General features: G+C 49.1%; 12 protein-coding genes. 9 read left to right on the top strand and 3 right to left on the bottom strand.

Annotated elements, in window-relative coordinates; genetic code table 11:
• Window positions 1-106 precede the first annotated feature (106 nt).
• The 4 genes from leuB to GGC63_RS24420 all read left to right on the top strand — a co-directional run bounded on the left by leuB (window position 107) and on the right by GGC63_RS24420 (window position 3,633).
• Window positions 107-1,186 carry a 3-isopropylmalate dehydrogenase gene (leuB, locus tag GGC63_RS24435; protein WP_079913551.1) on the top strand — a complete coding sequence of 360 codons (1,080 nt, stop codon included), beginning with the start codon at window positions 107-109 and terminating at the stop codon, window positions 1,184-1,186.
• A 287-nt stretch (window positions 1,187-1,473) separates the two neighbouring features.
• A complete protein-coding gene (locus tag GGC63_RS24430) occupies window positions 1,474-2,022 on the top strand; it encodes a peroxiredoxin (RefSeq protein ID WP_192704561.1) in 549 nt (182 codons plus the stop codon).
• 104 nt (window positions 2,023-2,126) lie between these two features.
• Window positions 2,127-2,510, top strand: coding sequence for a glycine cleavage system protein GcvH (gene gcvH, locus GGC63_RS24425; protein ID WP_079913549.1), 384 nt, complete (start codon window positions 2,127-2,129; stop codon window positions 2,508-2,510).
• A gap of 397 nt (window positions 2,511-2,907) precedes the next feature.
• Entirely contained in the window at window positions 2,908-3,633 is a 726-nt protein-coding gene (locus GGC63_RS24420) for a polymer-forming cytoskeletal protein (RefSeq protein WP_192704560.1), read from the top strand.
• 111 nt (window positions 3,634-3,744) lie between these two features.
• Here the strand turns inward: GGC63_RS24420 and GGC63_RS24415 are convergent, their stop codons facing one another.
• Together GGC63_RS24415 and GGC63_RS24410 are read right to left on the bottom strand one after the other, a co-directional pair.
• A complete protein-coding gene (locus GGC63_RS24415) occupies window positions 3,745-5,709 on the bottom strand; it encodes a glycoside hydrolase family 15 protein (protein WP_192704559.1) in 1,965 nt (654 codons plus the stop codon).
• Window positions 5,710-6,052: 343 nt separating this feature from the next.
• A complete protein-coding gene (locus GGC63_RS24410; RefSeq protein WP_192704558.1) occupies window positions 6,053-6,262 on the bottom strand; it encodes a KTSC domain-containing protein in 210 nt (69 codons plus the stop codon).
• Window positions 6,263-6,710: 448 nt separating this feature from the next.
• Here GGC63_RS24410 and GGC63_RS24405 point away from each other — a divergent pair, with 448 nt between their 5' ends.
• The 4 genes from GGC63_RS24405 (at window position 6,711) to GGC63_RS24390 (ending at window position 11,009) form a co-directional block, all read left to right on the top strand.
• Window positions 6,711-7,139, top strand: a complete 429-nt coding sequence (locus GGC63_RS24405; protein ID WP_192704557.1) for a hypothetical protein — start codon at window positions 6,711-6,713, stop codon at window positions 7,137-7,139.
• Between the two features lie 230 nt (window positions 7,140-7,369).
• The gene (gene sigI, locus GGC63_RS24400; RefSeq protein ID WP_192704556.1) at window positions 7,370-8,179 is read left to right on the top strand and encodes an RNA polymerase sigma factor SigI; all 810 of its coding nucleotides are present in this window, start codon (window positions 7,370-7,372) and stop codon (window positions 8,177-8,179) included.
• The gene (locus GGC63_RS24395; protein WP_192704555.1) at window positions 8,172-9,785 is read left to right on the top strand and encodes an anti-sigma factor domain-containing protein; all 1,614 of its coding nucleotides are present in this window, start codon (window positions 8,172-8,174) and stop codon (window positions 9,783-9,785) included. Before sigI ends, GGC63_RS24395 begins: the two co-directional genes overlap by 8 nt.
• A 207-nt stretch (window positions 9,786-9,992) precedes the next feature.
• Window positions 9,993-11,009 (top strand): aldo/keto reductase, encoded by a 1,017-nt coding sequence (locus GGC63_RS24390; protein WP_079913543.1) that lies wholly within the window; start codon window positions 9,993-9,995, stop codon window positions 11,007-11,009.
• Window positions 11,010-11,136: 127 nt separating this feature from the next.
• Here GGC63_RS24390 and GGC63_RS24385 read toward each other — a convergent pair whose 3' ends face one another.
• The gene (locus tag GGC63_RS24385; protein WP_192704554.1) at window positions 11,137-11,718 is read right to left on the bottom strand and encodes a hypothetical protein; all 582 of its coding nucleotides are present in this window, start codon (window positions 11,716-11,718) and stop codon (window positions 11,137-11,139) included.
• A 219-nt stretch (window positions 11,719-11,937) separates the two neighbouring features.
• Between GGC63_RS24385 and GGC63_RS24380 the strand changes: the two genes are divergently transcribed.
• On the top strand, window positions 11,938-12,885 hold the full coding sequence (locus GGC63_RS24380; RefSeq protein WP_192704553.1) for a Gfo/Idh/MocA family protein: 948 nt from the start codon (window positions 11,938-11,940) through the stop codon (window positions 12,883-12,885).
• Window positions 12,886-12,948: the final 63 nt, after the last annotated feature.

Raw genomic sequence — 12,948 nt, 5'->3', positions numbered from 1 at the left:
TGTTATTATAGGCAATTCCTATGACGATCATAGCTTTTATATCTTTGTCACAGGGGGCTAAATATGGTACAAAGAATATAATACTTAAAGTGTAGGAGTGAACCTAATGGCAGACGTTAAAAAAATCGCTGTAATCGCCGGGGACGGCATCGGACCTGAGGTTGTAGCTGAAGCTGAGAAAGTTTTGAAGAAGACGGAAGAGGTGTTCGGCTACCGTTTTGAAACCGAGCACGGTTTGTTCGGCGGGATCGCTATCGATGAGAAGGGGACTCCGCTTCCTCAAGAAACATTGGATCTATGTAAAAAAGCTGACGCTGTGCTGCTGGGTGCAGTTGGCGGTCCTAAATGGGATAACAACTCTAAAGAGCTTCGTCCGGAAACAGGTCTTCTCGGCATTCGCAAAGCGTTGGGGCTTTTCTCCAACATTCGTCCGGCCGTAATTTTCGATTGCTTGAAGGATGCTTCCACTTTGAAGCCGGAAGTATTGGAAGGCACCGACCTGATCGTTGTGCGTGAACTGACAGGCGGTATTTACTTCGGCGAGAAGTTCCGTCGCGAAGGCGCTAACGGACAAGAAGCGGTTGATACTTGCGTATACAACGTTCAAGAGGTTGAGCGCATCGTGCGTCAAGCTTTTGAAATTGCAAGAACCCGCCGCAAAAAGCTGGCTTCCGTAGATAAAGCGAACGTGCTTGAAACATCCCGTCTGTGGAGAGAAACCGTAAACCGTATCGCTCCTGACTATCCGGATGTAGAGCTCGAGCATGTATTGGTTGACAACTGTGCTATGCAATTGCTTCGTCGTCCTTCGAGCTTTGACGTTATCGTAACCGAGAATATGTTCGGAGATATCTTGAGTGACGAAGCAGCGATGCTGACAGGCTCTATCGGCATGCTGTCCTCCGCATCTCTTGGCGAAGGCGCATTCGGCTTGTACGAACCGGTACACGGTTCCGCTCCGGATATCGCGGGTCAAGGCGTAGCGAATCCGATCGCAACGATTCTTTCCGTAGCCTTGATGTTCCGTCTGACTTTCGGCTATCATGATGCTGCTGAAGCTATCGAGCGTGCGGTAAAAGAAGTACTTGATGCAGGACATCGCACAGGCGACATCGCTGTAGACAAGAGCAAAGCGATCGGTACGACCGCTATGGGCGATCTGATCGTGAATGCGATCCGTAAATAATAAGTTATAAAGGCACCCAAGGGCAGGTCTGGAGCTGAAGCATCATCAAACCGGACTCCAGCGTCCTCTGTATTGCATTTATAAATAGATTCATCATAGTGAAGACTCTTCCATCTGCAGGGGATGGTTAAGGGTCTTCATTGTTTATAGCATGAAAAAGTAGTGTGAATAACCAATGCAATAAATTATAATCATTATTAATAAGTAATTGTTATAATATTGACTTTCCCTGGGCCATTTGGTACGATTTTACATGAAAAACAAGCGTTAGGGGAGGACATGATCCAATGGCAGAACGTTTGGTAGGTAAACAAGCGCCGGATTTCACAATGGAAACTGCAGCAGGCAACGGCCAGGATTTCGGCAAAGTATCCTTGTCCGATTACAAAGGCAAATGGCTGGTATTGTTCTTCTATCCGTTAGACTTCACTTTCGTATGCCCAACCGAAATTACGGCTCTGAGCGAAGCTTATGCTGATTTCCAGAAGCTGAACACAGAAGTTCTAGGCGTATCTACCGACAGCATTCATTCCCACCGTGCATGGATCAACACGCCAGTGGATTCGAACGGCTTGGGCAAGCTGAACTTCCCATTGGCATCTGACCTGACTAAAAAGGTTGCTCGCGATTATGGCGTGTTGATCGAAGAAGAAGGTATCGCGCTTCGCGGCCTGTTCATCATCAGCCCGGAAGGCGAATTAAAATATCAGGTAGTTAACCACAACGATGTCGGCCGCAGCGTAGAAGAAACATTCCGCGTGCTGGAGGCTTTGCAATCCGGCGGTCTGTGCCCAATGAACTGGAAAAAGGGCGACAAGCACCTGGTTGCGAAATAAGCTCCGGTAGTTCGGTTTTGAATACTTGTATTTCAAAATCTCCCTCTGGTCTGCTATACTGCAGCTAGAGGTTTTTTTAATTGTCAGACAGGAGGAAACGGCAAGTGGAAGTATTACATAACTTGAAATACAGCGAAAATCACGAGTGGGTTCGTGTGGAAGGCAATCGGGCGGTTATCGGCATGACCGATTTTGCGCAGGAAGAGCTTGGCATGATTGTGTTCGCAGAGCTTCCCGAGGTGGGGGATACGCTCAAAGCTGGAGAGCCGTTCGGAAGCATGGAGTCGGTCAAAACCGTGTCCGAGATGTACGCGCCGATTTCCGGCAAGGTTATCGACATTAACCGCAAGCTGCAGGATAACCCGGGCGTGATCAATTTGTCCCCGTACGACAACGGCTGGATGATCGTGGTGGAGATCGCGGATCCTGCTGAGCTGGACAAGCTGTGGGATGCAGCGAAGTATGAAGCAACCTACGGGCATGAATAAGAAGAAAGCGGCTCCTCAACTAATGCATAAAGCATAAGGTGAGGAGTTTTTTCAAAGTAAAAGCGGTTGTTAACCAAACGATGTGGTTAGGTATGGCATATAAAGGATATTCCTGACGCTAGACAAAGGCTCGGAGCAAAAAATATGGCATTCACTCCATGTAGACCAGGCTTCTCTGTATTTACAACGTAACAGTGTTATGTTACACTGTGTTTGTGAGGTCATGACTTTCATGCTTCATTATAGCATTCACAGCTTACTTCTATCCATTTCACCTACTCCTTACTTGTGAAAGCCGATTGTGATTTGAAACATTGTTTCGTTAGTTCAGCTTACTAGAGATTGTAAATTTGAGGATATGCAGAATGGGGCATACCATGAAGATGGAGGGAACGGAATGGAACATTATAACGATCAGGATATCGTCATTGCAGGCAGCGGATCATCGGGCGGAGGCAGCTTTCGAAACGTCAAGATTGACGGATTCGGAACCTTGCTGAGCGACACCAAATGCATGGAGTTTCAAGTCAATGGCAAAGGGGGAGTCAAAGGTCAATTGCACGCGGAGGACGCCATTATCAGCGGAACCTGCCGCATAGAAGGTAATGCCGAAGCATCCCGATGGAAGGTCAGCGGGGAGGCCAAGATTGACGGCAATCTCGCTTACCGCGAGCTGGACTGCAGCGGTTCCGCCCATATCAAGGGCAGCGCGGCCGGCGACCATGTTCGCGTTGAGGGCGGACTTCAAATCGATGGCGACAGTGAGGCGGAAACCTTCGAGGTGAAGGGGACCGTTCAAGTCGGCGGGCTGTTGAATGCTGGACGCATCGATATTACCATGTACGGCCCTTGCCGGGCACAGGAAATCGGCGGAGAGAAGATAACCGTGCGCCGGAGCGGGCTGAAGTCGCTGTTGAACCCTTTTCTGCCCAAATTCGCCGCCAAACAGTTGACCGTCGACATCATAGAGGGCGACGATATTGAATTGGAGTACACGACAGCCAAAATCGTGAGGGGCAACCGGATCAAGGCAGGTCCGGGCTGTGTAATCGAAAGAGTGGAGTATAAGGAAGCTTTGGTTTCCGATCCTCAGGCGCAGATTCAGGAAGCGAAGCAAGTGTAAGCTTCCGCCATCGTCCTCACGGCTGGCCCATTACACAATAAAAGCCTGGACTTCCCCGCAAAAGTAGCGGGTGAGTCCAGGCTTTTATTTATTGATGGCGATTTTGTTGCTTTAAGCTTTAGTAAGCTTCTGGTACTTCTCCATATATTTGACGACTGTAAGCACATAGGTCGCATGTGACCAGGTGAGAGGAGCTACAGATACGGGGCTTCCGTCGAACGGATCGAGCTGCTCCGACAGGATGCCGCTTTCCATAGCGTGCTTCACGACCCATTCCAGCGTACGGCGCGGTCCTTCGAGCTCGGCCAGCGTCTTGGCATACTCGATCTCCCATTCGGCAATCCAGAGCGTACAGATGATCCATGGATTCCCTGGGATGTTCTCGATGTCGGAAGAACGCTGGAAGTAATAGTCGTGGTAATATCGCGCTACGCCGCCGATATCGGTTTTAATCGTCAGGCGGTCCCGGTTCGTTTGCATCGTACGGACGACTCGATGATCGTCGGCAGGCAGGACGCCGAATTCGAAGATGCCGAATACGCTGCTCTCGAAGGTTCTATCCTTAACCCATTCTCCGTTCTCGAGATAAAGGCCGCGGACAAAGCGCTGCTCTTCCTCGTCCCACAGATGCTTCAGGATGCCCGCTTTGATCCTCTCTGCGGTGTGCTTGTACCTGCTGCTGCGTTCCTCGTCGCCGAACAGGCTGCAGAAGTTTGCGGCAGCGATGAGCCCTCCGTATACGGCGGAGGCCGTAAACGTATAGATCCCGTACCGTTCCTCCCACAGGTCGTAGCTCGGCTTCGGCAGGTTCAAATCCTGATCGATGTAAGTCGACATGAAGCGGGCCGCCCGGCGGATCAGGGTACGGTACAAAGACTGGGGAAGCTCGATGACGCCGTGCTTCAGAAAGTCCTGCCATAACGCGAACAAGACCAGCGCGGTTTCGTCTTCCTGGATCGGAAGCTGTGTCTTGCCTCCATGAATGTAAGGATGCCAGCTGGAGCCGACCGTTCCGTCCGGGTTGTATTTGTGCTGCAAATATCCCTCCGGCGACAGCACGTTGGCACAGAAGTGGAAGAAGGGCGTTACCATGCCTTGATAGCCGGCCATGGACATGGCATAGGCGATTAAAGCGCCGTCACGCGGCCACATGTAGCTGTAGTGGTCTCTGTTACTCTGCATAATGTCCGAGTCATTGGCGGCGATGATCGCTCCGTTGACGTCCGTCTGCGTTCTTACGATCAGCAGGCTTTGCTTATAGAGGCGCACGACTTCCGGACTGAGATCACCGTAATCGCGCTCGGATTTGTTAACCCAGCGCTGCCAATACACCTTGATGCGGTCGAGCAGCTTGCCTGGATGGCTTTCCTTCACATAGGCGTCGAGCTTTTTGACCTCTTCCAGATTTTTGCCCGCCGTCATCCAGTAATACATAATTTCATCGGCATGAGGGGGCACATGGAGCCGGAAGCTGATGGTACTGTCGACGGAGCCTTGCGCAATAGCGTTGCCCATCAAGTGTCCGTCCTCCGCATCCCGCCAAGTGCCCTCGGCATTGTAAAACCGTTTGACCCCGGTAGTGTACTGATAGATGCCTTCCGGACCCGTACTGCCGCTGAACATGAAATATTTATCTTTTTTATAGTGAAATACCGTATTATTGATCGGATAATAAGCGGCTGTATCGCCGACTTCGGTTTCGTTAATAACGAGGTCCTGGTTGAAAAATATACGTACCTCGCGCACTTTATCCCATTGGTTGTGAATTTGTACCCGTTTTAAATAAATGTCCTCCCTCTGATGCACCCCGTCGTTAATCAGCAAAGTAATGCCTAACCGGGCATTCTCGGCAGTGACTTCGGTGATCAGGGAGTCCTCGGCATAGGCTAACCGGAATGACCAATCCGGATCATTCAACCAGGTGAAGGCCCCGTCGACCCATAGACCGATTCTGCATTGGTACCCTCCGACGTGGTTTAATTGCCCTACATAGGGATAATATAAATCTCTCATGTACGTTTGACGGTCTAAGTTGATCAAAAACTTGCCGTTTCCGATGACTAAATGTCTTGGCAATCCACCCACATCCTTTTATTTATCTGGAGTGTACTTTCATTCATTAGCGTACCTTTTTCTTCCAGCGCGGTCAATCCTCGCCGGTTCCTTTTGAATAGATCCGTACATCCATCTTTTTTCTCTCCATGACGGCTTCTCTATTACTCTACTATTTCCTATAATGCGGGAACTATACTTATATAAGGGGCTTAACGGGCAAAAATAAAATCTCCACCCTAAAGCGGAGACCGGAAAACCCCGAGTGAAACCAAGGGTATGTATCCCCATGCCGGATAAATAAAGCCTTCGGGTCATCATCACGTATGCGGGCTTTAGCTCCCATGCATGAGATCGGTATGCGGGATCAGGCTTGCTGCGCCGTATGCGGCACCCGGGTTAACCGAACCATGAGGTCATAAGGGTTGTCGGACTGCAGCAGCTGCTGTACCTGCTCCTCATTGACACCAGAGCAAACCCGCGTTTGTCCCGTATGGTATTGGATGTGCATTTGCGAGGATTGACCGTCGTACTGCACGAAGGCGATTTGTTTGGATCCGATCGGAATATACTTCATGAGGCTCTCTCCCTTCGGAAATGAGAATGAAAATACCGTTGGCATAGCAACACGGAGCCGTAACAGATTACGTCGACATATTCTTACTATATGCCTTTGGACAGCAGATTAGAATGTGCTGAACCATGCTTTTACCATGACTCGGCCCGAAAAAGGGGTGTATGGATTATTTACCCTAATCTATGGAAGATGAAACACAATTTCACGCCATTACAGCATGTGCAAAAGGAGGATCATCCATTCGCAGCCAGGTCCTGCGCAAAATTGGTAATATCCTCAACTGCCTTGTTCATGGAACCCGCCTGCTGTTATAATAGACGATAAGTCGTTTCTGTTTATCATGATCCCCTAAGCGAGTAACCTGTATAAGACGGGATATGCTCGGTATTATTGACTACACCCTGTTCACTATTATGGATGGAAAGGGAATCTATTAGGAGGCGTAGAGATGAGCTTTTGTTGTGGCGCCAGTATGATCGGAACGAAAGGAACCTTAAAACATATACGAACACAGATTCATAATGTACCCCTGTTATTTTGTCCGGTATGTCACCGGGTCGAGGTTCATTATTTGGTAGAAAGCGAGTATGATATATTAGCCGAATATGCGCATGGCGACGGAGCTCCGGAAGTAGATTTTCAAGAGTATGTCGACCATCGGAGCCAGGCGGAATTAGTTGAAAACTGCGTCAATCATGAGAATGAAGATCCCTTCGAGGTCGTGCGCAGTCAAATCGATATGTCTTTGGATCTGTTAATGGTGGCCAAAGCATGGGGCGATGTCGAATGGGAGGAGCAGCTTAAGCACAGGCTGAATGTCCTCAGTCAGCGCAAGAGCAGATTAAATAACAAAAAATCGATGCGCGGCTTAACATAATTGGACCCGACAACGTCTCTTTTATTAGGGACGTTTTTTTGTTGTCTTTTAACCCATGCACGGTTATTGTTCAACCGTTTTCACCGGTAGTAAGCCGGCGATTGCGACAGCGTTATTCGACAAAGAAAGCTTGGTTCATATTACCTGTGATATAATAAATGCTGAGACCCAAAACGACCCCCGTAAACAACCATGACGATAGCGAAAAAATATAGTGTGAGGTGGAACGATTGCTGCTCGTTTTATTTAAGAGATTTCTCGGAAAACGCCAGTCTCACCACCCTGATACATCGGATTCGCAAACACCTGAGCAACTTGTGATTCGGATTCAAGAGGGTGATTTACGCCTGCGCAATCAATTTATTACGGATTACCAGCCGTATGTTGCGAAGGTAACGAGCCGTTTTTGCAAAAGGTATGTAGATCCGGCAAGAGATGATGAATTTAGTATTGCTTTGGGCGCTTTTAATGAAGCCGTTAACCAATTCTCCCCGCAGGCGGGTCGGTCTTTCCTCGGGTTTGCCGAGCAGGTCATTCGACGCCGCTTAATTGACTATGTCCGTAAGGAGCAGCGCTTCACGCAGCAGATCCCTTACAGCATGTTCGAAGTGGAGGACGAAGAGGATAACGTCGTGAACCCGGTGGAAATCCATCAGGCGATCGAGCAGTATGAGAAGCAAAAAGGAATGGAGGAGCGGCGCAGCGAAATATTGGATTTGAATCGTTGTTTGGCTGATTTTGGTATTCAATTTTCGGATTTGGTGGACGCGTCTCCGAAGCATGACGATTCCAGGCAGGCTCTGTTTGCCATTGGCAGACAGCTCTCCGAGGATTCCGAGTTGATGAGAACCATGCTCTCAAAGCGCATGCTGCCGATTAAGGAATTGCTGGACATGGTCAAGGTGTCCCGAAAAACATTGGAACGCAACCGTAAATTTATCATTGCTGTCGCTTTAATTTATAACGGGCCTTATCCATATCTTCGAGACTATCTACATATTAAAGAGGATGAACAAGAAGGGGGGGTAGCAAATGAATAAAGGCATCGTCATGGAGATGACGGGATCCAACATTATCGTTATGCGCCAGGACGGCAAATTTGATAAGATTCCCCGCAAAAACCGCAGCTGCGAGATTGGCGAGGAAATTATCTATGCTGAACCCGGCTTGAACTGGCGCAGCCCGTCCGTAGCCGGCCGGTCCGCTCTCGTTGCGGCGGTCGTGTTCTGCCTGGTCGTATTCGCCAGCTTTGCCGGCAGAATGGGCAGCTCCGAGGTCGTTGCCTATGTATCGCTGGACATCAACCCGTCCGTAGAGATGGGAATCGATGAAAAGGAACAAGTGCTTGAGCTTAGAGGGCTGAATGATGACGGCACCGAATTGATTCAAGAGGTTAGTTATAAGGGGAAAACGCTTGAGAATGTAACAGCTACCCTGCTGGACAAGGCGGAGCAGAAGGCGCTTGCCAAAGGCGAGGCGGACATTGTTATTGCCAGCTCCGTCGTTCAGGAGAAAAGTGCGGTAGACGATACGAAGATTGCCGAGAAGCTCCGTCAGCAGGTTTCCGAGCATATTAAGCAAACCCATCCCGAGCAAGTAAGCTCCTATCAGGTGGAGGCTTTTGCGGCTCCGCAGGAGGTTAGGGAGGAAGCGAAGAAGAACAACGTCTCGATGGGGAAATATTCGGTTTATTTGAACGCCAAAAACAATGGTGTCGATGTGACGCTCGATGATCTGAAGAAGGAGTCGATTCATCAGATCGTGAAGAATAACCCGGATAATAGATCGGCGATTGTTCAGCCTGATAAAATGCCGACTAAGGCCGATATCAAGAAGCTGGTGGAAGAGGAAAAGTCCGGAGAGCTGGATAAGAAGCTGCAAGAGAAGAAAAAAGAACAATCCTCGAAGGATAACAACGGAAAAGGCACTACCGGTAATAACAATAGCAGCAATAAGAACGATAAGAACGACAAGAACGATAAAAACAGTAAAAATGACAAAAACGACAACAAGAACGACAAGAACAGCAAAAATGATAACAAGAACGATAAGAACGACAAGAATGATAAGAACGATAAGAATGACAAAAACGACAAGAACGACAACAAGAACGACAACAAGAACGACAAAAATGATCCGAAAAAGAACGGCTCCGGCGTGACCAACACGAATAACAATAAAAACGATGACCGGAAAGACGACGATAAGCGGCCGGGATCGACGGCTACGCCAAAGCCTTCGTTCAAGCCGACGCCTACCCCACCAATACCTAGTATAAAACCGGGAACGCGGATTCCCGGTACTTCCGGTTCGGGGAACGACAACAAGAACGACCCGAAAAAGAGCGACAATTCCTCCAAAGATTCGGATTCCAAGAAGGATGATCCTAAGAAGAAGGACGATGACCCGAAGAAGGCCGTCGATCCGAAAAAGGATGATTCCGGCAAGGATGACGATAATAGCAAGCGGGAGGATACAAAACGTCAAGACGATGCCAAGAAGCCTAATGACAAGCAGAGCGACAAGAAATCAGATGACGATCGCAAGAAGGAACAGGACAACAAAAAGACGGATGATAAGAAATCTGACGATTCAAAAAAAGATGATTCAACGAAGAACGATGAGGGTAAGAATCAAAGAAGATAACATGGCAAAGAAAAGTGGCGTTAACTGCGCCAAGCAAAAGCACAGCCGCCAATGTTGGCCGCTGTGTTTTTTGCGTGAATTTTGTTGGCTCTTATGCCGGAACGACCGGGGTTATGATAAAATAGTAACTTGAATATGATCTACCAGCTTCTTACGGGAAGCTTTGTCTATACTTCTTATTTTTTCGGGATAAAGGGGAGAAAGCAGTTGAGATACAGTCCATTTGGAAAAACCGGTTTTCAGGTATCGGCATTAGGCTTCGGAGCTATGAATTTGCCTGGAGTTTCCTTGCAGCAGGCCGGAGATACGCTAAATTACGCGCTGGATCACGGCATCAACTACATCGATACGGCTGCAGGGTACCGGAACAGCGAAGAGATTATTGGGGAAACGATCTCCCATCGCCGTTCGGAGTATTTTCTGGCGACCAAGACGAATAAGCGGGATTATGCCGCCGCCAAGGAAGAGATTGAGCGGAGCCTGGTCAGAATGAAGACCGATGTAATAGACTTGCTGCAAATTCACTATGTCAATTATGTAAGCGAATATAAGCAGGCCATGGAAGAGAACGGAGCCTACAAAGCAGCTTTGGAGATGAAGGAAGCGGGCAAGGTCCGCTTTATCGGCATTACGGGGCATCGGCCGGAACTTCTGGCCAAGTGGATCAGCAAGGGAGATTTCGATCAAGTCTTGTTCCATTTGAACCTGGCTCAGCCGTTTGCCCTGAATGAGCTGATTCCTATGGCTACGCAGATGGGAATGGGCAAGGTGGCGATGAAACCGCTATCCGGCGGCTTCATACAGCCAGTGGAGAAAGCGATCCGTTATCCTTACAGCCAGAATGTCGATGTCATCATTTCAGGCATGGTTAGCGTGGATGAAGTCAAGCAAAATTTGGCTGCGATGGAGCAAGAGGTGGAAGAGGAGGAGCGCAAGGAGCTGGAGGCACTGGCGCTTGAGCTTGGAAGCCATAATTGCCGCCGCTGCAACTACTGCTCTTGCCCGATCGGTGTTACGATTCCGGATATTATGATCTCAAGCCAGGTACGGCAAACCTTGGGCTTGCTGCCTAAGGGCAACGGTTTTTATGAGAGGCAGAAGGACAAGATTCTCTCCTGTGCCGATTATGAGCCCTGTAGGGAGAAGCCGCTCTGTGAGGAAAAGTGTCCGTACCATCTGCCGATGCAAAAGGTGGTCCAGGAAGCGGCTTCTTACTACCGTTAACATCGGATTTCATAAGACGTTACCTGCTGTGGTAACGTCCCTTCTTTATCCTTCAGAGCATATCTGATACATACATATCCTTATACAAACAAAAATGCCGCCTGTAGAGGCGGCACATACGCGGCGTTTAAGCGGAGATGCTTTTACTTTTGTTTTTGGAGGAAGATGCGGAGGCCGACATGATCGTCAATGCCGCTTCCTCTAAATCCTTCAATCGAATCACGAGACGATTGATCTCGTCGGTGGTGTAGGACAGATTCGTCGTTCGCTGCTCCAGCTGTGCAAGATCGATGCTAATCCATCCGGTCTTGCGTTTGTGTGCGGACAAATCGAATGACAGCACAGGCAGAGAGGCAACCGTTCCTTCACTTCCTTGGAGTACCGAAGCGGCTTTGCTGGAGTCTTCGCTGATATCGTTCAGATGGAAGTACAGTCTTCCGGCTTTCCAGCGTACGAAGCCAGGTTGAAATGCGATGACAACCAGAGTTTCTTCTCCGCTGTCCTGCTTGTAGATCGCGAAGTTCTTGGAATGTTTCCCGCTGCGAATATATTGATGCTTCTTAATATCAGGCAAGAATAAGACGATAAATATAGGTATTGCACTTGCGGCATAAATAAGCATATCGGATTGAAATAGCGCGGCCAGACCTAATAAAGCGGCAAAAAGAATGAGAAAAGTCCAAAACCATTTTATGTTTTTTTTCGACAAGTAAGCCATCCCCCAGATGGAAAGCAAAATGTTGAAGCCGATATATTCGCAATATTCCTATTCTACCATATTGTCTATAGCAAGTTAAAGGGATTTGCTATTTTGTCATGTGCCAAAAGAAGGAGTCAGCCGGATGATGAGGAACGAGAATAGGAATCATAGCCGCTTCAACATGACATACGCAGCAGAAGACCGTAAGTTTCGTTAGGAGGCTCCTTAATGAAAAGGATAGGTATTATTGGTCTAGGAGATATTGCGCAGAAAGTATACCTGCCGCTCCTTGGTTCGAATGAGAACGTTCACATTGTCGGCGTAGCCAGCCGGACGCCGGCCACTGTGGAGAAGGTAGCGCGTCAATATCGCATAGAAGGACGCTATGATACGGTGGAGGCCCTGCTTGAAGCAGAACCAGAGGCCGTATTCGTCCACAGCCCGACGGAAACTCATTATGATGCGGTTATGGCTTGTCTGAAGCGGCGAACGGCCGTGTATGTGGACAAGCCGCTTTCGTACGATTACCGGGAAGCGGAAGCCATGGCGAAGTACGCATTAGATCAAGGTGTATTGCTGGGCGTTGGCTTTAACCGCCGCTACGCTCCTTTATATGTCCAGGCGAAGCAATGGATGGAGGAGACGGGAGGCTTCGAGCTTTGCTCTGTTGCCAAGCACAGGACGAAGCTTCAGAAGCACGGCGCCAAATATACGCTTTACGACGATCTGATCCATATGCTTGATTTGCTGCTGTGGATCGGTGGAGAACGGTATGAGGATTTGCAGTACATAGAACAGCAGGATGCTGCCGGGAGGCTGCTGTTCGGAGCGGGCAGTCTTGTGTTCCCCGGACCGGAAGCGGATCGAGCCATGAAACGAGCGGGTCAATTCAGCATGGTACGGCAGGCCGGGGCAGACTTGGAGAAGCTTGAACTGCATGGAAGCGGCCGTTCCGTCGAAGTGAAGAATATGGAATCGGCTGTTTTTTATGAGCAGCATGCTCTCCCCCGTTCGGGTGGCTTTGGCAGCTGGGAGACGATCGCGGCCCGCCGCGGCTTCGCCGGGGCAGTAGACCATTTTCTTCAGCTCCTGGATGATAAGGAAGCTTGCGCGATTCGCGCCGATCGTGTCCTCCCGGTTCATCAGCTGATTGAGAGGATGACGTCGCGCTTATAACACGTGCAAGCTGGATATGGATTCGTGGATTCGATTTGTCAAAGACCTGAGCAGTTACGAATG

This window comes from Paenibacillus sp. OAS669 (assembly GCF_014873645.1).
Classification (GTDB): domain Bacteria; phylum Bacillota; class Bacilli; order Paenibacillales; family NBRC-103111; genus Paenibacillus_S; species Paenibacillus_S vulneris.
The sequence above is the reverse complement of the archived record's forward strand: the minus strand, read 5'-3'. Positions and strand labels throughout refer to the sequence as shown.

Coding starts and splice junctions, on each gene's coding strand:
- GGC63_RS24395 (WP_192704555.1), top strand. CDS start 8,172: ATGAATAAAGGCATCGTCATGGAGATGACGGGATCCAACATTATCGTT.
- GGC63_RS24410 (WP_192704558.1), bottom strand. CDS start 6,262: ATGAAGTATATTCCGATCGGATCCAAACAAATCGCCTTCGTGCAGTAC.
- GGC63_RS24380 (WP_192704553.1), top strand. CDS start 11,938: ATGAAAAGGATAGGTATTATTGGTCTAGGAGATATTGCGCAGAAAGTA.
- leuB (WP_079913551.1), top strand. CDS start 107: ATGGCAGACGTTAAAAAAATCGCTGTAATCGCCGGGGACGGCATCGGA.
- GGC63_RS24405 (WP_192704557.1), top strand. CDS start 6,711: ATGAGCTTTTGTTGTGGCGCCAGTATGATCGGAACGAAAGGAACCTTA.
- GGC63_RS24420 (WP_192704560.1), top strand. CDS start 2,908: ATGGAACATTATAACGATCAGGATATCGTCATTGCAGGCAGCGGATCA.
- GGC63_RS24430 (WP_192704561.1), top strand. CDS start 1,474: ATGGCAGAACGTTTGGTAGGTAAACAAGCGCCGGATTTCACAATGGAA.